Here is a 17,608-nt window from a genome sequence, read left to right as displayed (position 1 = left end):
TATTTATTGAATATTCATCATGATGTTGCGGATCGCTTCAAGCGGAGCTTTGGGCTGTCTATCATAGGTGAGCAGTCCGTTGATTTCCTGCTCGACATCCGTCAGCTGGGTATAACAATACCCTTGGATCACCGGGGAAGTGAACATCGGGTCAACCACAGCCTTGAGCTTCATCAGGAAATCCTCTTCATTCTCTGCCCCAGAATAACCCCAGCCCTCCCACTCACTTTTCTTGAAGGCAATTCCACCAAACTCGGATACGAGAATCGGCTGGCCTTGATACGAAGCTCCACCGACAAATATTTTGCGGTTGGCCGGCATCGCATTTACAGAAGATTCTGCCGTGGCATATCTCTCCTCCAGCACTGCCTGATGGCTCTCATAGTCATGAATAGTCACCAAATCTGTAGTCATATGCTCCCACCCATCGTTATACACAACAGGTCTCATCTCATCCAAGGATTTCGTTAAATGATACATAGCCAATCCGTGCTGCTGCTGACGTGTATCAATCTGGACATTGGGAACACCCCAGCTCTCATTAAGCGGAACCCAGGTCACGATACAAGGATGGTTATAGTCGCGCTCGATGATCTCCTGCCATTCCTTCGTGAAACGGCGGACATACTCCTCGGAATATTCGTAAGCATTGGCTGCCTCACTCCATACCAGCAGGCCGAGCTTATCACACCAATACAGGAACCGGGGATCTTCTGTCTTCTGATGTTTTCTCACCCCGTTAAAGCCCATTTCTTTCGTCAGCTGGGCATCACGTTTCAGCTCTTCGTCTGTAGGTGCGGTTAGTATCCCGTCAGGGAAGTATCCCTGATCAAGCACCAGTCTCTGGAAATATGGGCGGTTATTCAAGCATAGCTTGCCATTTTCAATCGACACCTTGCGCATGCCGAAATAACTCGCCACTTCGTCAATTACTTCCTCATTCCGAAGCAATTGAAATTGAATATCATACAAATTCGGATGCTCAGGGCTCCATAAACGTCCAAGACCATGATCCGCAAAATCACCCAAGCCGATAGTGCGCAGCTGCTCACCATTCATGACCATATATTGATCTTCCGCAATTACTTCACTGTCATACGATACCGTTATGCGCAGCTTGAGCGGATCAGCAGACTTAAATCCTTGCAGAAAGGTCCGAAGCCGGATTTCATTGCGGTCAATATCTGGTGTCATCATGGTTTTACTCAGATGCACTGCAGACAGCGGTTCAAGCCAGACACTCTGCCAGATTCCGGTTGTGCGGGTATAAAAGATGGCAGCAGACTGCTCCAGCCAATATTGCTTGCCACGCGGCAAGGTGACATCACGGCTGAAATCCTCTGCGCGCAGTATGATGGTATTCCTTCCTTTGAGCAGCGAAGGAGTAATATCGACCTGAAATGGTGTATGTCCGCCTTCATGCACGGCCACCAGCTGACCATTCACCCAGACTTTTGCCAAATAATCAACGGCGCCGAAATGGAGGACAATCCGCTTCCCATTCCAACCCTCAGGAACTTCAAAAGTTCTTCTATACCACACAACATCATGAAATGAAGGATCTTCAATCCCGCTCAGCTTGCTCTGAAACGCAAAGGGCACTTGAATAACCCGTGAAAATAAACCCTTTGTGTCCGTCCGATACCATTGTTCTTCCTCACCGACATCTTCATCATCAAACGTAAAATCCCATTCTCCATTTAGGCTAAGCCAATCCTTACGGGCAAATTGGGGTCTTGGATATTCTGGACGTGGAACGGATGTGCTGCTTGCTTCTGTCAACATGGTGTACTTCACTCCTATTAAATAATTTCTATATAAGATGAACTTGTTTTTTTGCCCGCTATCCTTTAATCGAACCTACGTAAACACCTTTAACAAAATATTTTTGCAAGAAAGGATATACCATTAATATAGGAAGCGTAGAAACGACGATCGCACAATACTTAACCAGCTCGCGGAAAGCCGTCTGGCTCTGGGCACTATCGATGACTACCCCGCCTGCACTGCCGATCGAGGTTGCGGTTGCATCATTAGCTACTAATATTTCCTTCATTAATAGCTGCAGTGGGAACAGCTGTCTGTCCTTCAACAACACCATCGCATTAAACCATGAGTTCCAGTTCCCCACTAAATAGTATAAAAAGATTACGGCCAGCGTAGCTTTGGACAGCGGAAGAATCACATTCGTTAAAATATGGGCCTGACTTGCCCCGTCTATGGTAGCCGCTTCTTCCAATTCCTGCGGAATGGCTTGAAAGCTAGTTCGTAGGATAATAATGTTCCATGTGCTTAAAGCACTTGGCAAAATCATGGCCCACAAATTATTGTACAGACCAATATCCTTCATTAATAAGAACCAAGGAATCAACCCGCCGCCAAAAAACATGGTGATTGTAATCAGGATCATGATGAAGTTTTTGAAATACAATCCTCGTCTGGATAATACATAAGCTCCCAGAATGGTCATGATCATGTTGACTAATGTGCCTAATCCTACATATATAATCGTGTTTTTATAGCCGTTGATCAGACTGTTATCTTTAAATACCAGCTTATAGCCATCCAAAGTGAATCCCAGCGGTTTCAGCAAAATGCCTTTATGTGCAATCAACATGCCGGGGTCGCTGACGGAGGCAAACAGGATGTGCAGGATCGGATAAAAACACACCAAGGTTAATGCGGTCAGCAGAGTATAAAGTGTGCCGTCAAATACTCTGTCACCGATGGATTTATGTTTTCGTCTTTTTTTCGCTTTACGCTGCAAATTATCTTTCATAGCTGTCCCTCTTTCTTACCATAAGCTGACCTCGGACCTGCGTTTGGCTATTGTATTGGTCATCCAGAGCAGTCCGAAGTTAACGATTGAGCTGACCAAGCCCACAGCCGTGGAATAACTAAGACTGGCTTCTCTTAAACCGCGACGATACACGTAAGAGGCAATAACATCCGCCGTATCATAGATCAGAGGATTGTACAGCAGGATAATCTTCTCGTACCCGGACGACATCAACCCGCCGATGGCAAAAATAAACAGAATGATGATAACTGGGCTGATCTGCGGCAGCGTAATATGCCACATTTTTTTAATCCGTCCCACTCCGTCAATTTCAGCAGCTTCATATAATGAAGTATCAATGGAACTCATCGCCGCAAGGTAGATGATGCTATCCCAGCCGATGCTCTGCCAAATGCCGGAGAAGGTATAAATCGGCCGGAAGAACGAAGAGTAGCCGAGCAGTGAAGAGTACTCTTTTCCGGTGATAAATTGCAGGATTTGCGTGATAATCCCTTCATCTGCGGCAAAGATATGAATGATCCCGCATACCACCACCAGGGAAATAAAGTGCGGCATATAGGTGATCGTTTGGACCACTTTTTTAAACTTAACCCCACGGATTTCGTTCAGCATCAAGGACAGAATAATCGGAGCTGTAAATCCAAAGGCAATCCCCCAAACATTGAGGAGAAGGGTGTTTTTAACGACCCGCCAGAAATAAGGCCCTTGGAAAAAATCAATAAAGTGCTTAAACCCTACCCACTCGCTCTGGCCAAACCCCAGCAGGGGTTTAAAATCCTTGAAGGCGATCATAACCCCCCACATCGGCCCGTAGCAGAAAATCAGGAACCACGCTACAACAGGGACAGCCAACAGATAGACAAACCAGTTCTTTTTCAAATCCTTCTTAATCACTAACTTGGTATTTTTAGGTTTGGCGTCCTGAGGAATGGGCTTTATCGCTCTGTTTTTTCGTAATATTTCCATAAAACAACCACCTATCGTTTGTTATATCGATCTAAGGCTGCCTGATGGATACTCAAAAACTCTTCCAGTCCCATACTCTGAGCTTCTTTCAAAAATTTATCATAGGCATCTACCGGCAGGTCTCCCATTATGATTTTTGCAAAATACTCTCCGCGCAGTGTCGACAGCTGGTTTCCAAGCTCGGCTTCCCGCGAAGCTTCATCTTTGGTAAAGGAAATAGGTGGCATAGCCATACTGGTGTCCATATTTTCTGTCCAATTCTTGCGAATGTCTCCCGAGTAACTTCCTTTGGCAGCGATCAGCGGGTTGGAATGATGCTCATCCCGGATATCCGGCCAGTTGTGCATCCGGTATTTCCATAAGGTTGTCGATACGGGCTGACCTTCAGGGTCTTTAAAGATATAACTGTTCTCTGGATAATAAGGCATTCCCGTCTCATCAATCAGGTGGACCGTGCCATATTCACCAAAGTTAATCAATTCCCAGCCCTTTTTACTGTAATTAAAATCAAGCCAAGCCATTGCCGCTTCTACATTTTTGCTTTGCGTGGTGATCGCAGCTTCGATACCCGCTCTTTTGAAATTTTTGTACGTGGTTGCGGACTTATCTCCTTTGTTCAGAACCGGGTTCAGTGCGCCCACAAAGTCGATACCGCTTTGCTCTTTCCAATAACTCCACATCGTATCCGGAGAGTCCATCATCATCGCGGTATCTCCCGAAATGGCGCTCGCCATTCTCTGGTTAAAGTCTGCCGTTGCCCAGTCCGGGTTCAATAATCCTTCTTTGTTCCATTGCTGCATGGTGGTCAAATATTCCTTAGCTTTCGGCTGTGCTGGCCCCCAGGCCACTTTGCCATTCTCATCAAGGAACGTCCAATCCCATACTCCATATGCGCCATTTATGATGCCGGTAAAAATCTGGCCGTAAGTAGAGCCGTAATTAAGTGGTGCTTTGTATCCGACTTCCTTTGCTTTTGTCAGGAAGGTATGCCATTCATCAATCGTATTTGGAACTTCAAGCCCTGTTTTGTCCAGCGCTTCCTGCTTAATCAATGTTCCAAACCAAGTCCACTCTGAATATGGGGCGATGCCATAGAAGCCGAGCAGCTTGCCGTCATCCGTGACCGTGGTTTTTCTTCTTGATTCATCCGAATTGCGCCACTTCGTATAGTTCGGAGCATTTTTCTCCATCAGATCTGTCAGATCGATATAAGCACCGTCATTTACGCCCGCTTCAAAACCTCCCGGATAACGTCCCGGCTCAATGATAATGTCAGGCAGTTCACCGGAGGAGATCATCAACGTGAAGGCATCCGCTTCCTGGCCGATTGGCGGCGTGATGAAGTTTACTTTGATTCCCGTTAATTGCTCCACCTGCTTCTGGACAGCATGATTGTTCATATCCGGAATATTGGAATTCGCAGGCATCCATACATCCAGAACCACATCACCTTTAACAGGATAAGCTGAGTAATCATTTGGAATGACTTCATCGAAGACGTCGCCGAGGTATGTATCATTCAAGGAATGATTAACTTCGTCGATTTGCTCTTGCGTTGGGGCTGTATTGCCGCGTATGTCTGCGCTGATATCTGTAAACTCAACCGGGTCTTTGGCTGTGCTCTCGTTCTCTTTGTTGTTGGAGACACCCTTATCAGCCCCATTGTTTGCACTGTTGCCACTACATGCTGTTACAGTCGAAATGATCAGTATTAACACAAATAAAAGACTAAAATAACGCTTTGCATTGTTCTTCATACTTAACCTCCCACTATAAAATATTTGCCACAACGCCTTAAGCAAATCCAAAGCTTGGAACCACGCTCCTTTTTGACCTGTAGATAACTCCCCTTGATTAATACAGTTTTTCTGTATCTCAGATCGAATTATAAGCATCCAAAATTCATATGTCAACGCTTTCATACAATAATTTTGTAATCTTATGAACTTTTCTCAAACAAATATGTGGCTATACCAACTACAAACCTATTAAAAAACCGTACTAACCATCCTGTATTTTGGCGAAAAACCCCTTATAAAACAGGCGTTTTTCGTCAATTATTATCGACAGCGAATAAAAATATCTGCATTACATGAAAAGGCCATTCATTACAGTTTTTCTGTAATTAATGGCCTTTTCAGTCTTGATTTCCTGTTTTATTCTTATTCTCCCGACGGTACGGTCTGAGCAAACGTATCCCTACAAGGAACCCCAAAATCTGGTGTCCCATCCACCTTCCACCCAAATTTCTGGATACGGGTCGCGCGCAAAGACACATCCGCTCCAGCGGAAGGAAGCGCATGATAGACTATCCAATCTTCCTTGCCATCAGGAGAATGTGTGAAGCTATTGTGCCCCGTGGCAAAAATCCCATTCTCTACACTTTTGCAAAATACAGGCGACATTGATTTTTCCCATGACAGCGGTTGCAAAGGATCTGCCGCTTCGCTCATGGTGAGCATCCCTAGTGCATAATCCTCAGACCAAGTCGTACTTGCCGAATAAACCATGAAAATACGATTGTGTCGCTGCAAAATTACCGGACCTTCGTTAATCGCCATGCCACCTTGCTTCTCCCATGACAGAGTTGGAGCGGTAAGCAGGTGATGCTCCCCTTCCAAGGTCCAAGGATTACTCATTCGCATAATGTAAATAGCCGACCCATAATCAGGAAAATGACCATATCCCGCATACAGAAAATACAGCTGATCCCGCAAAGACATTACTGTTCCATCTAACCCTGGGACAGGTGTCTGCAAAGCACCTCTCCATACCCACTGTCCTTCCAGCGGGTTCGCTGCTTCATTCTCCAGCACGCAAATCCGCCGTGAATCGTCGCCTCCTCCGTCATTCGCAGTGTAGTAAATGTACCATCTGTTGTCCAAATGATGAATTTCCGGCGCCCACAGATTGTAACTGTAGCTGCCCCCCGGTTCGGGAGACCAGATCACTTTCTTGTCGCCCTCCGCAAGGCCGGTCAAGGTTCTAGATCTCGTCAGCTCCAGACATTTAGCTTTTGTGGCCATAAAGTAATAATAGCCATCGGTATGTTTGGATACCCATGGGTCTCCTGAGCTTGCTACAATTGGATTTAAAAAAGTTGTACGCTGTGACATTCCCTTTCCCTCCTTAGCTTTTCATCCCCGTAAAACGATCCACCGCGGCGATAATAATAGACAAATCCCGATTTTCCAGCACCTCCCATAAAATAATAACTCCCATCATACTCAGCTCTCCTAAAGTTGTCTAGAGTGGTAAATAGATACATCCGAACCCTGTTCCATTTTCCAAATAAAGCACTTTCCTTTCGAAAATGAGCTTTTCCTCCACTTCCCACGCTTTGCGTCAATCGACAAACTTCACATTGTCCGGTAGAAAAAACGTGCTCTTTGTGATAGACTCACTAATAACAATGACTTCTCCGTTCATTTTAGGCGGTAACTGTTTATACCAAAACAGCGGCTTTTTTTATAGAAACGGCATCGCTTTTCTTATTGAGGAAGCAGGTCCCCGTTCTTTCTATAAACCGTATATACGCAGGTCTTTGGAGTTCATTGCGTTAATGCGACACTATATTTGATTGAAATTCATTTAGGGGGGAATGTCATTATGGCAGCCAAGAAAATGCGTTCAGACATGATTAAAAAAGGCTTTGACCGTGCTCCACACCGTAGTCTCCTGAGAGCAGCCGGAGTAAAAGAAGAAGATTTCGGAAAGCCGTTTATTGCGGTCTGCAATTCCTATATTGATATTGTTCCAGGGCATGTGCATTTGCAAGAGTTCGGTAAAATCGTTAAGGAAGCGATTCGCGAAGCTGGTGGCGTTCCTTTTGAATTCAATACGATCGGCGTAGATGACGGGATTGCTATGGGACATATCGGCATGCGTTATTCACTGCCAAGCCGCGAGATCATCGCTGACGCCTTGGAAACTGTAGTTTCCGCGCATTGGTTCGATGGCATGGTCTGCATCCCTAACTGTGATAAAATTACACCGGGCATGATGATGGGCGCACTGCGTGTTAACATCCCAACCATGTTCGTAAGCGGCGGCCCAATGAAAGCCGGCGTAGATAGTAAAGGTAAAAAGCTCTCTCTGACCTCGGTATTTGAAGGCGTTGGTGCTCACCAAGTCGGCAAAATCAACGATGCAGAGCTGCTTGAATTAGAACAATTTGGTTGTCCTACCTGTGGATCTTGTTCCGGAATGTTCACTGCCAACTCCATGAACTGCCTTGCAGAAGCACTTGGACTGGCATTGCCAGGTAACGGTACGATTCTGGCTGTTGCTGATGAGCGTAGAGAATTTGTTCGCAAATCCGCAACACAACTGATGGAATTGATTAAGCTGGATCTTAAACCAAGAGATATCGTAACTAAAGAATCCCTTGATAACGCATTTGCACTGGATATGGCAATGGGTGGTTCTACTAACACAGTGCTGCACACCCTTGCATTAGCTCAAGAAGCAGGTATCGATTATCCGCTTGAACGCATTAACGAAGTTGCAAACCGTGTTCCCTATCTGGCTAAGCTGGCTCCAGCTTCTGATATCTTTATCGAAGATGTGGACCGTGCGGGCGGCGTTAGTGCTGTATTGAATGAACTGCTGAAGAAACCAGGTGCTCTGTTCGGGGAATGTATGACCGTTACCGGCAAAACATTAGCTGAGAATGTAATCGGACACGAGATCCAAGATACTTCCGTAATTCATACTATCGACAACCCTTACTCCGAAAGAGGCGGTCTTGCCGTACTTTATGGAAACTTGGCTCCAGAGGGTTCTATCATCAAGGTTGGTGCAGTTGATGCTTCAGTAGGTGGATATCATAAAGGTCCTGCGATCTGCTTTGATTCCCAAGAAGCTGCACTGGAAGGTATCGCGAACGGTAAAGTTAAAGAAGGCCATGTAGTCGTTATCCGCTATGAAGGTCCTAAGGGCGGACCAGGAATGCCGGAAATGCTGGCGCCTACTTCACAAATCGTGGGTATGGGGCTAGGTGCTAAGGTCGGTCTGATTACAGACGGTCGTTTCTCGGGGGCTTCCCGCGGAATCAGTATCGGCCATATCTCTCCAGAAGCAGCTGAAGGCGGTCCGATCGCTTTTGTTGAGGATGGAGACATCATTGAGCTGGATCTCAACAACCGGAAGATTGAATTGCTGGTTGAAGAAGAAGTATTAGCAGTTCGTCGTACGGGTTGGAAAGAATTCGAACCTAAAGTTAAAACTGGTTACCTGGCTCGTTACTCCAAAATGGTAACCAATGCAAGTAACGGCGCAGTGCTGAAGATTTAATCCCTTTAGCAAAAAAGAATATTAAAACAAGCAAGAGCAGTCCCACCTTAGTATTTCTAATGGCGGGCTGCTCTTTTTTTAATTATCCCAATAAAAAAATGTTCCACAACCCATCGCTGGATTGTAGAACATCTCTTTACATGTCCACTGTAAAATATTTATCAATAAGATCATGAATCAATTGGTTACTGTCGCACCTGGCATTTCTACATCCGCAACCGAATCATTAAGTGACAACGATTCTTCCTGTTGCGATTTGCGTTTTTTTGCAGTTTTCGGATGATGAGGCAGCTGTTGATTCATCTTTTTGAGCAACTCTGAGACAGGCATCAGGATAAGCTTCGGCACAAGGACCTCGCTCCGTTCTTTAAGCCTTGCCCCACCTGCTGGATGAATCACACTTAACAGGATTCTTAAGTAAAATTTGGAGGAACGTGCGAATAAGCCATCCGGCAAATCACGTACGGTAAAGCCGAATTTCTCCGGTCCCCGGTTAATCATGCTGACTCCATAAAGCGCTTTGGCTTCCGCAAGATCCACATCTTTGGCAATGATCTCAGCAAGAATGGGCAGATCCTTTTCCATTCTGCGGATCATTCGAATCGCAAGTTGAGCGGAAGAACGTGAATGAATCCCTAATTCGAACAACTGTTTATTATCGATGTGCAGCTCAATGACTTTGTCACCTTTACGCAGCAGTTCTCCGCGCTCGAGTTCAACCGGTTCACCCTGATATTTCCGCATCCGATAATGCAAGAAAGGATCTGACGGAGTAATCGTTTGGAGATGAAAAAGAGCTTGAAATACCTGTTCCCAAGCTAACCAAAGTCCTACAAGCACCCGTTTACCAAAAGATAAGCGCCGGATAGGTGACGTCTCAGCCATCTTAATCATCTCATCAATCCGAATGCTGCGTAGTCCCCGTTTACGGGCTTCCTCCAGAGTCTGCTCAAGAGCCACAAGCATATTCCCTGGAGCATCCGCATCTGCACCCAGCGTTGTGCCGCTATCATGCAACAACATCACTTCCCCGGGATTTAGACGGGCCAGCATCTTCTCAGTGAGTTTTTCGGCGCCGAGCTTCTCACGCCAATCGCCAAACATTGCCGACCAAAGCACAATTTCAACTTGGCGTCGTTTGGAAATATCAAATAAATTGACAATACCCCAAGGTGGACGGTAATACGTACTGCGTTCGCCAATAATATTATAGATAATATCATTCGTACGTTGAATCTGCCGGCGGACGGTTGCTGGCCGCATGAGCCAGTTCGTCTTGTGAACATAATTATGAATTCCGATGAGATGTCCCTCATCATGGATACGCTGAATAAGATCAGGATAACGTTCAGCATTAGAGCCGACTACAAAAAAGGTTGCTTTTGCATCATACCTCTTCAGTAATTCCAGCAGTAATGGTGTAAATCGAGGATCAGGTCCATCATCGAAGGTCAGTGCGAATTCATTTCGCCCAGTTCCTTTACGAAAGACACGGTAACCAAAAATCCGGCTGATCATACCAGGGATAAAAGCATAAAATGATGAGATGTAAAATAACCAGAGCAGCAAAGTCTGCATATTAATTCCCCGCTTTTCCAGAGTTGACTTTGGCTCGCCTAATGTCTGCAAGCAGAACCCGTGAAACGGCCAAGTGAAGTAGAATAAAAAAACGTTACCCCCTATTTTAACACATGTATCAAAGAAATAGACGCTTTTAAAGTAAAATCATGTACAATGTAATCAACCTGGCGTATCCACTTATAAAAAAAGGGAGTTGTTTATATCTATGCTGCCGTTATACAAAAAATATTGGCGCACATTTTTTGACATCGGATTAATTGTCCTCACGGTTTATCTAATTATGTTCTCCTTTAGTAAGCTGTATCAGTTAGCTGCACCTGTATTCCTGTCTTTTTTTGTATTTTTGCTTATCGAACCCTTGGCCCGCTTCTTGAACCGCCGTGGTCTTGGTAAACCTTTTGCCTCCGCCATTTCAGTGTTGCTCTTTCTGATTGTGCTGTTAGGTACATTATTTGGTGCCGGTCTACTGATTACGATCCAGGCCCTTCACTTCCAAGAGAACCTCCCTAAATATACATATGTGGTGCAGCAGCATTTTGTGGAGACCACGACCTACCTGCAGCAAAAAATAGATAACTTGCCACCCGATATTACGAACAAGGTCAACGGGTACTTTAAAGATGCCACAGATGTTCTAACAGGATGGCTGATTACTTTTCTAAAATACATGGCCGGTATTCTAGGCTCCTTCTCCACCTTCATGGCCAATTTCGGGATAGCCATTATTTTGGCATTTTTTCTTAGCATGGAAATCAAAGATTGGCGTAAAATCGCGCATGACAAAATGCCAAAAACCTTTAAGAACGCCTTCGCCTTTTTGCAAGGCAATGTTTTTAAAGCTATCGGTTCCTATTTAAAAGCACAACTTATTCTGATCAGCATTACTTTTGCCATAGTTCTAGTCGGCTTATTTATTCTGCGAACCGGCAACGAAATCACAATGGCATTAGTCTGCGCGGTATTTGATGTTTTGCCGCTTCTTGGCGTGACGACAATTTTAGTCCCTTGGATCATCTATTTGTTCATCGTGGGCAATACTTCACTGGCTATCGGATTAATTATCCTCCTTGCCATTGTACTAATTGTTAGGCAGCTGCTTGAGCCGAAGATTACCGGGAATTCGATTGGCGTATCCTCAGCCTTCCTTATGCTGTCGTTCGTCATTCTGTCCACATCTGCTTTCGGTATGGCTGGTCTGATCCTGTCGCCGATTCTGCTTATTCTGATAAAAGAACTGATTCAACAAGGGTATCTTCAGAGCTGGATCTATCTTCCGCAAGAGGAATTTATCATTTCGCCCTTTGCAGCTAACGGTCCAGCTTCCAATCAGACCAGCTCTGCGCCACCACCTGAACCTCAAGCTCCAGAGGGAACCGATGATAATAAATCCAATACCTGACCGAACAGCTTAACGGCTAGATGTGAGCTGTCCGGAGCAACGTTCTCCACCGCTACCGACACAGCATATCTGGGATGATCCACCGGCCCATAGCCGATAAACCATTGATTGTTACGCGGCATACCCTTAACAAGGGTTTGTGCCGTACCTGATTTCCCGGCAACCGGCCATTTCGTGCTCTGCAGACTTGTGCCGGTTCCATCCGTAACTACTTTACGCATCCAGGACAGCAGCTGGCGGGCTGTAGATTCTGAGATCCTCCCGGCAGTTGAAGGGGAAAGATGACCCGGCAGATCCTCTAGCTTTTGCCCATTTGCAAAGGTTACACGCTGGAGAATTCTTGGCGCTCTCACTTCCCCGCCATGCAGTAACGTCACCACCAGGTTCGCTGCCTGAAGTGGGGTCACTTGCACATCTCGCTGCCCAATGGCCGTCTGCACTCTGGCGCCTGGATCATCCGGCAGCAAAGAAGTAAAGATCGTCCCCTTCTGCTCACCGGACAGTGGCTTAAGAACTGGAAAACCAAGCGTATTCTCCGCTTGCCAGCTAATATCTCTTCCGAGCCCCAGCGCGAGTGCTGTCGCTTGAAGCTGCGCCCCACTCAAACGTTCTGCCAGCGCAGCAAATACAGTATTACAGGACACAGCGAACCCTTGCGCCAGCGTGAGGGGACCGTGTCCTTTTCCTTTTAGACAAGACAATCCATATTTCTCATATTGCCCTGAACAATAGAAGAGCTCATCCGCTGAGGTGACCCCGGCTTCTAGTGCTGCTGCTGCTGTGACGATTTTGAAAATTGATCCAGGTACGGCAGCCTGCAACGCCCGGTTATTCCACTCTCCCCCTTCAGGGGATATCTTCTCTGGGTCGTAAAAAGGTAAAGATACCATGGCTTCAATATCTCCCGTTCCGGTGTCTAACACCACCACGGCTCCTTCCTTCATTCCAGCTTTGACAGCTAACTCCTCTATTTGTTCCTGAAGCTTTTTATCAATCGTTGTATATAAAGACAGCGGATAATACGGATTGCCCGGGGCTCGTACTTGAATGGGACTGCCCGGGACACGTTGCCCGCGCGCATCAACCTGAGCGTATGCCTCAGTATGCCCTACACCTCGAAGCAACGGCTCCAGGGTCTTTTCTAATCCGTCCGTTCCTGTCATCGGAATTCTCAGCCCCGATGGGGAAGCCTTCCCACCAGGGTTTGGGGCCGCTTCCGATAAATATCCAAGCCACTGCCGTCCAGTTGCGTTCCCATCATATCTGCGAGCAAAAGGAAGCACGCCTACGCCGTCGATCCCCAATGCACTCACTTCTTCCGCTTGTGCGGATGTAAGTGCGAGCGGTCCTTTTCCCACTGAGGATGGCCAAAGCAATGGTTCTTTAAGAGAAGAGCGCTTGTTTAGCAATTGCTCATAACTCACTCCAAGGATAGCTGCCAACCGGTGCATGGACTCAGCTTCTTCGTATACGACCTGCGTCACGGTATTCCTAGTCTTCGCCTCTTGAGGAAAAAACGCAGCCGTCCAAATGGTTTCCCCGGCAAGGGGTTCACTCTTTCGGTCATACAGACGCCCCCGCCCAGTGTCCAATACCGTCTCCCGTTCGCTTTGAATTTCTGCCATCTTTGCAAGTGTATATTTCGTTCCAGGGACCGTCTGTTCCTTCATAAACAGTTGAATCCACGCCAGCCTAAGGACCAACACGGCTACAACTGAACATAAAATAATCAGTCCGCCGAGTATACGTCTGTGGACATTATTGTGCAATCCCATTCCTCCTGACTGACGTTCATAGCCTTTATTATGTCCCACCCGCTGGATTATTTACACTCATGCTTAGTTAGCTAATTTATAGCCTTTTGAATAGCACAAAGACCAGTCCCAAATAATTGGAGACTGGTCTTTGTAGTTAAAAATATTTACTTAGGTTATGCAAAGTTACAAATTAAACTTGGACAGTTTTTCTTGCAACTGCCGGGACGCATGCTCAAGCTGCTCAGACAGCTCCACTAAATGATCACTCACACTTTGTTGCTCCCCACTAAGCGAAGCCACTTCTTGAGAAGCTGCTGATGATTCTTCTGCAATGGAGCTGATATTGCCCATCGAATTTGACAGCACCTTCTGGGATTGGCTCAAGCTATCCATCGATAAAGCAACAGATTCCAAGCGTGTAATAAAATGACGCATCTGATCCTGTACAGATACGAAGATATCGCTAGTGCTCTCCACTGAAGTCACCTGCTGATTAAAAAGAGGGGCTACTTCCGAGAGAACACCTACGGTCTCGTTCATATCCTTCATAATGGTGTCAGTTATATTAGCCACCACAGCAATGGATTCTTTGGACTGATCTGCAAGCTGGCGTATTTCATCGGCCACTACCATAAATCCCCGGCCGGACTCCCCTGCCCTTGCCGCTTCTATCGTTGCATTTAGAGACAAAATATTCGTCTGCTGTGTAATATTCTGCATAACATCAAGCACCTTCATCACTGATGATGTGGTGTCTTGCAGCTCATTCACTTTCAACACGAGCTTATTCGTCATATCGCCCGTCTTATTGGTCTTGCCAAGCAGCTCTTTTAACTCATTAAAACCTTCTTCACTAAGCACGCCGATACTATGTGCGGTATGATCCATCTCATGCGTAGCTGAGTTCACTTTGTTCATTTGCACCGAAATTTGCCCCGTAAGCTCGTTACCCTGGTCCGCCTCCAAAGCTAGGCTGCCTGAACCTCCGGCAATTTCTTCTGTTGCTGCGGCAATCTCTTTGGCTGCCATCGCTGTCTTACGCGATACTCTACTAAGTTCATCGGCAGTTTCCATTACCTTCCTCGCGGTTTCATTAGTATGGATTACCAGTTCTGTGATCCGTTCCATCATCCTATTAAAGGAACCCGATAACTGACCAATTTCATCTCGTGAGGTAATATCCGTACGTACTCCAAGATTTCCATCTGCCCCTTGAGACATTAGATCCTTAAGTCGGGTCAAGGGCTTAGATACCATTCTGTACATCCAGTAACCAATTAGAATGGCGACAATAGCAGCCACCGCAACAATAATATATGTAGTTTTTAGAATACGAAGTGCGTCTTTCGTAAGATTCTCAGCCGGAACAACACCAAGCAATCTCCAGCTGGAGCTTTCCATCGTCCCGTACACAGCCAGAATGGATTTTCCTTTCTCATCCTTCGTTGGCAATGACCCAGCCTCATGCTCCAAACCATGAAGAAGAGTCCCTCCCAGACTGAGATAAGTATCTGTTCCCACTTGCTGGGACGATGCGATCAATTCATCCTTATCCGTCAGCAATTGCATGTAAGAGCTGGGTCCGAGATCAACTTTACGAAGCTGATTTTCTAATTCACTAATTCTAATGTCACAGATAATTATGTATCCCGGGCTTTGTGTATCCCCAGCTATCGATTGTGCCAAATGAAACATACCCGAAGTATTTCCGGCTTGCCCCTGTTCTGTTCGGGGAATCCACAATGTTTGTGGTTGCTCCTCAAGCTGCTTGAACCATGAGGACTCTCTGAATTCTTTGATAAAAGCGCTGTCTTTTGATCCCGCTGACGAAGTAGGGACTTCCTGATTCATCGGGATGAGGTATACAGCTTCTACCCCCTTTGATGCGGTCAGCCAGGCATTTAGCTCGGCGCTAATCTGGTTGGACTGCAAATTACGATCCTCATTACTTGTAGTGGGATTATTCCCTTGTTTGAGTGCATCCTGAATCTCATTGTTGTAAAGAATTCTTCCTAGGCCATCCTCATAACGCAATAATTCAACATCAAACTTCTCTGCAGCTTGGACGACTGTCTGTTGATTGGCTGACAGCGCGTTATTCTCGATCGTTTGCTCAGCTACGGAATAGGAAATGTAGCCAAGTGAGAGAACGAGTACCATTGTTGAGATGAAGAAGATGAGAAAAAGCCGCACCCCAATCGATTTGGCAGGGTGCAGCTGGAAATGCGCCTTTTCTTTTTTTACTTGCGACTTCATCAATTGTTCACCACCGTTGTCTTCAGTTATGCCTGCTGGCTTATCTCTTACAAGGTCATGAACAATCCCAACGCCCGATCGGCAAGATATGGTAAATACTCATGACCGTACTCATAATAAACCATAAGCTCTTTGGACGCTAGTATTTTATTGTATGCGGCAAATTGAGTTGAAGGTGGACAAATCGTATCGGATAACCCGGTAACCCACAGTACTTTAGCTTGTATTCTTTCGGCAAGATTCTGAATATCGATATAACCGAGCCTATTAAAAATCTCATCCTCACGCAAATGATGGGGATCAAAAAAACGGAAATAATAGTTGATCTCCTCATAAGCTGAGGTGGTAATATCCAGCTCCCAAGCACGTTTATAATCTGAAAGGAAGGGATATACAGGCAGGGCTATTTTTATGCGAGGCTCTAATGCTGCACAAGCCACAGTCAGCGCTCCACCTTGAGATAGTCCAAAGGCACCTACACGTTCAGGATCAACTTCATCCATAGACATCAGAACTCGGGCAGTCTGTGCCGTATCCAAAAACACATTGCGATAATAAAGGTTATCAGGATTAGGATCATCCATCCCTCGAATGATATGTCCGCGTATCGTAGTCCCTTTTACGGTAAGGTTATCTTCGGAGAGGCCACCCTGGCCGCGACAATCCATCGCCAGGACGCTAATCCCGTGAGCAGCATAAGCCACCTTCTCCATCCAATCCCCGCTGTCACAGGAGTATCCATGGAACATCACTACACCGGGACCTTTTTTATGTACGCTGTTCTTCGGTCTTACATATTTGCAATGGATTCTTGCACCGCCAACTCCGGTAAAATACAAATGAAAACATTCCGCAAGTTCACTGACAAACTCCGCTGGTTCCAGTTCATAATCCAGCGGCTGTGCATCCAGATCACGCAATGCCCGCTCCCAAAATTGCTCGAAATCATCCGGTTTTGGACTACTTCCGTTATATTCCTTTAACTGTGACAAATTCATGTCGCTTCCCAAAATATTGTTCCTCCTTAAGTTATGTAACGAAATTGTTCGCTTGCTGTTCGTAACCGCGAAGCAACGTTAGAGTTACTATGCTAGATAGAAACGGAAAACCCAATATGGGTTTTCCGTTGATGTATGGATAGTTGCGATGGGATAGTGGGATGGAAAAGTTGCGATGGAGTGGGATGCAATAGTTGCGTTTTCTGCGACTGGATAGTTTAGTCGCAGCTCCAAGGCTGGATAGTTGCACTTTGTGCAGCTATATTTCAGCTGAATATGTGTGTTTTCCTCTTAGTTGCACTTTGTACAACTAAAAAACAGTAAAAGGAGCTTTTGGAGGTTACTTGGCTTATATAGTTGCACGAAGTGCAATTATATCGCCTAGTAAACAAAGAAATGTTAGTTTAAGTGCACAGAGTGCAACTATTTACGTCAGAGCCATAGAGTAACTTAGCAACAAACTGACTGAGGTCGCCAACTGAGCCACATTCACCACTCACTCGCTGCTTGCCTATTACCTCCACAACTAATCATATTCCACGTACCTACTACCTTC

11 protein-coding genes are annotated in these 17,608 nt (G+C 45.8%); 2 read left to right on the top strand and 9 right to left on the bottom strand.

Annotated features, from left to right (window positions below; genetic code table 11):
• Positions 1-3: 3 nt before the first annotated feature.
• The 5 genes from NSQ91_RS08170 to NSQ91_RS08150 form a co-directional block, all read right to left on the bottom strand.
• Positions 4-1,785, bottom strand: coding sequence for a glycoside hydrolase family 2 protein (locus NSQ91_RS08170; RefSeq protein ID WP_076126339.1), 1,782 nt, complete (start codon positions 1,783-1,785; stop codon positions 4-6).
• Positions 1,786-1,843: 58 nt separating this feature from the next.
• On the bottom strand, positions 1,844-2,779 hold the full coding sequence (locus tag NSQ91_RS08165) for a carbohydrate ABC transporter permease (RefSeq protein ID WP_076126337.1): 936 nt from the start codon (positions 2,777-2,779) through the stop codon (positions 1,844-1,846).
• 15 nt (positions 2,780-2,794) lie between these two features.
• The gene (locus tag NSQ91_RS08160) at positions 2,795-3,766 is read right to left on the bottom strand and encodes an ABC transporter permease (protein WP_036680973.1); all 972 of its coding nucleotides are present in this window, start codon (positions 3,764-3,766) and stop codon (positions 2,795-2,797) included.
• Between the two features lie 11 nt (positions 3,767-3,777).
• Positions 3,778-5,523, bottom strand: a complete 1,746-nt coding sequence (locus NSQ91_RS08155) for an extracellular solute-binding protein (protein WP_076126335.1) — start codon at positions 5,521-5,523, stop codon at positions 3,778-3,780.
• Between the two features lie 405 nt (positions 5,524-5,928).
• On the bottom strand, positions 5,929-6,882 hold the full coding sequence (locus tag NSQ91_RS08150; protein ID WP_076303827.1) for a glycoside hydrolase family 43 protein: 954 nt from the start codon (positions 6,880-6,882) through the stop codon (positions 5,929-5,931).
• 493 nt (positions 6,883-7,375) lie between these two features.
• On the opposite strand from NSQ91_RS08150, the gene ilvD reads away from it, so the two are divergent.
• The gene (gene ilvD / locus NSQ91_RS08145; RefSeq protein ID WP_076134060.1) at positions 7,376-9,061 is read left to right on the top strand and encodes a dihydroxy-acid dehydratase; all 1,686 of its coding nucleotides are present in this window, start codon (positions 7,376-7,378) and stop codon (positions 9,059-9,061) included.
• A 177-nt stretch (positions 9,062-9,238) separates the two neighbouring features.
• On the opposite strand, the gene NSQ91_RS08140 is transcribed toward ilvD, so the two are convergent.
• The gene (locus NSQ91_RS08140; protein ID WP_076303826.1) at positions 9,239-10,639 is read right to left on the bottom strand and encodes a polysaccharide deacetylase family protein; all 1,401 of its coding nucleotides are present in this window, start codon (positions 10,637-10,639) and stop codon (positions 9,239-9,241) included.
• 208 nt (positions 10,640-10,847) lie between these two features.
• On the opposite strand from NSQ91_RS08140, the gene NSQ91_RS08135 reads away from it, so the two are divergent.
• Complete coding sequence (locus tag NSQ91_RS08135; protein WP_076126329.1) at positions 10,848-12,041, top strand: AI-2E family transporter; 1,194 nt, start codon at positions 10,848-10,850, stop codon at positions 12,039-12,041.
• Here the strand turns inward: NSQ91_RS08135 and NSQ91_RS08130 are convergent.
• The 3 genes from NSQ91_RS08130 to NSQ91_RS08120 form a co-directional block, all read right to left on the bottom strand.
• A complete protein-coding gene (locus tag NSQ91_RS08130; protein ID WP_370510745.1) occupies positions 11,999-13,810 on the bottom strand; it encodes a peptidoglycan D,D-transpeptidase FtsI family protein in 1,812 nt (603 codons plus the stop codon). The genes NSQ91_RS08135 and NSQ91_RS08130 overlap by 43 nt on opposite strands.
• A gap of 171 nt (positions 13,811-13,981) precedes the next feature.
• Entirely contained in the window at positions 13,982-16,054 is a 2,073-nt protein-coding gene (locus tag NSQ91_RS08125; RefSeq protein ID WP_081387869.1) for a methyl-accepting chemotaxis protein, read from the bottom strand.
• 47 nt (positions 16,055-16,101) lie between these two features.
• On the bottom strand, positions 16,102-17,064 hold the full coding sequence (locus tag NSQ91_RS08120; protein WP_143763847.1) for an acetylxylan esterase: 963 nt from the start codon (positions 17,062-17,064) through the stop codon (positions 16,102-16,104).
• Positions 17,065-17,608 lie beyond the last annotated feature (544 nt).

It is taken from the genome of Paenibacillus sp. FSL R7-0048 (assembly GCF_038004505.1).
GTDB classification, from domain to species: domain Bacteria; phylum Bacillota; class Bacilli; order Paenibacillales; family Paenibacillaceae; genus Paenibacillus_AQ; species Paenibacillus_AQ odorifer.
Note: the sequence above shows the minus strand (reverse complement) of the source record. Positions and strands in the feature narration are given on the sequence as shown.

Bases quoted from the DNA above. Each gene is read 5' to 3' on its own strand.
- NSQ91_RS08170 (WP_076126339.1), bottom strand. From the start codon at position 1,785: ATGTTGACAGAAGCAAGCAGCACATCCGTTCCACGTCCAGAATATCCA.
- NSQ91_RS08165 (WP_076126337.1), bottom strand. From the start codon at position 2,779: ATGAAAGATAATTTGCAGCGTAAAGCGAAAAAAAGACGAAAACATAAA.
- NSQ91_RS08160 (WP_036680973.1), bottom strand. From the start codon at position 3,766: ATGGAAATATTACGAAAAAACAGAGCGATAAAGCCCATTCCTCAGGAC.
- NSQ91_RS08155 (WP_076126335.1), bottom strand. From the start codon at position 5,523: ATGAAGAACAATGCAAAGCGTTATTTTAGTCTTTTATTTGTGTTAATA.
- NSQ91_RS08150 (WP_076303827.1), bottom strand. From the start codon at position 6,882: ATGTCACAGCGTACAACTTTTTTAAATCCAATTGTAGCAAGCTCAGGA.
- ilvD (WP_076134060.1), top strand. From the start codon at position 7,376: ATGGCAGCCAAGAAAATGCGTTCAGACATGATTAAAAAAGGCTTTGAC.
- NSQ91_RS08140 (WP_076303826.1), bottom strand. From the start codon at position 10,639: ATGCAGACTTTGCTGCTCTGGTTATTTTACATCTCATCATTTTATGCT.
- NSQ91_RS08135 (WP_076126329.1), top strand. From the start codon at position 10,848: ATGCTGCCGTTATACAAAAAATATTGGCGCACATTTTTTGACATCGGA.
- NSQ91_RS08125 (WP_081387869.1), bottom strand. From the start codon at position 16,054: ATGAAGTCGCAAGTAAAAAAAGAAAAGGCGCATTTCCAGCTGCACCCT.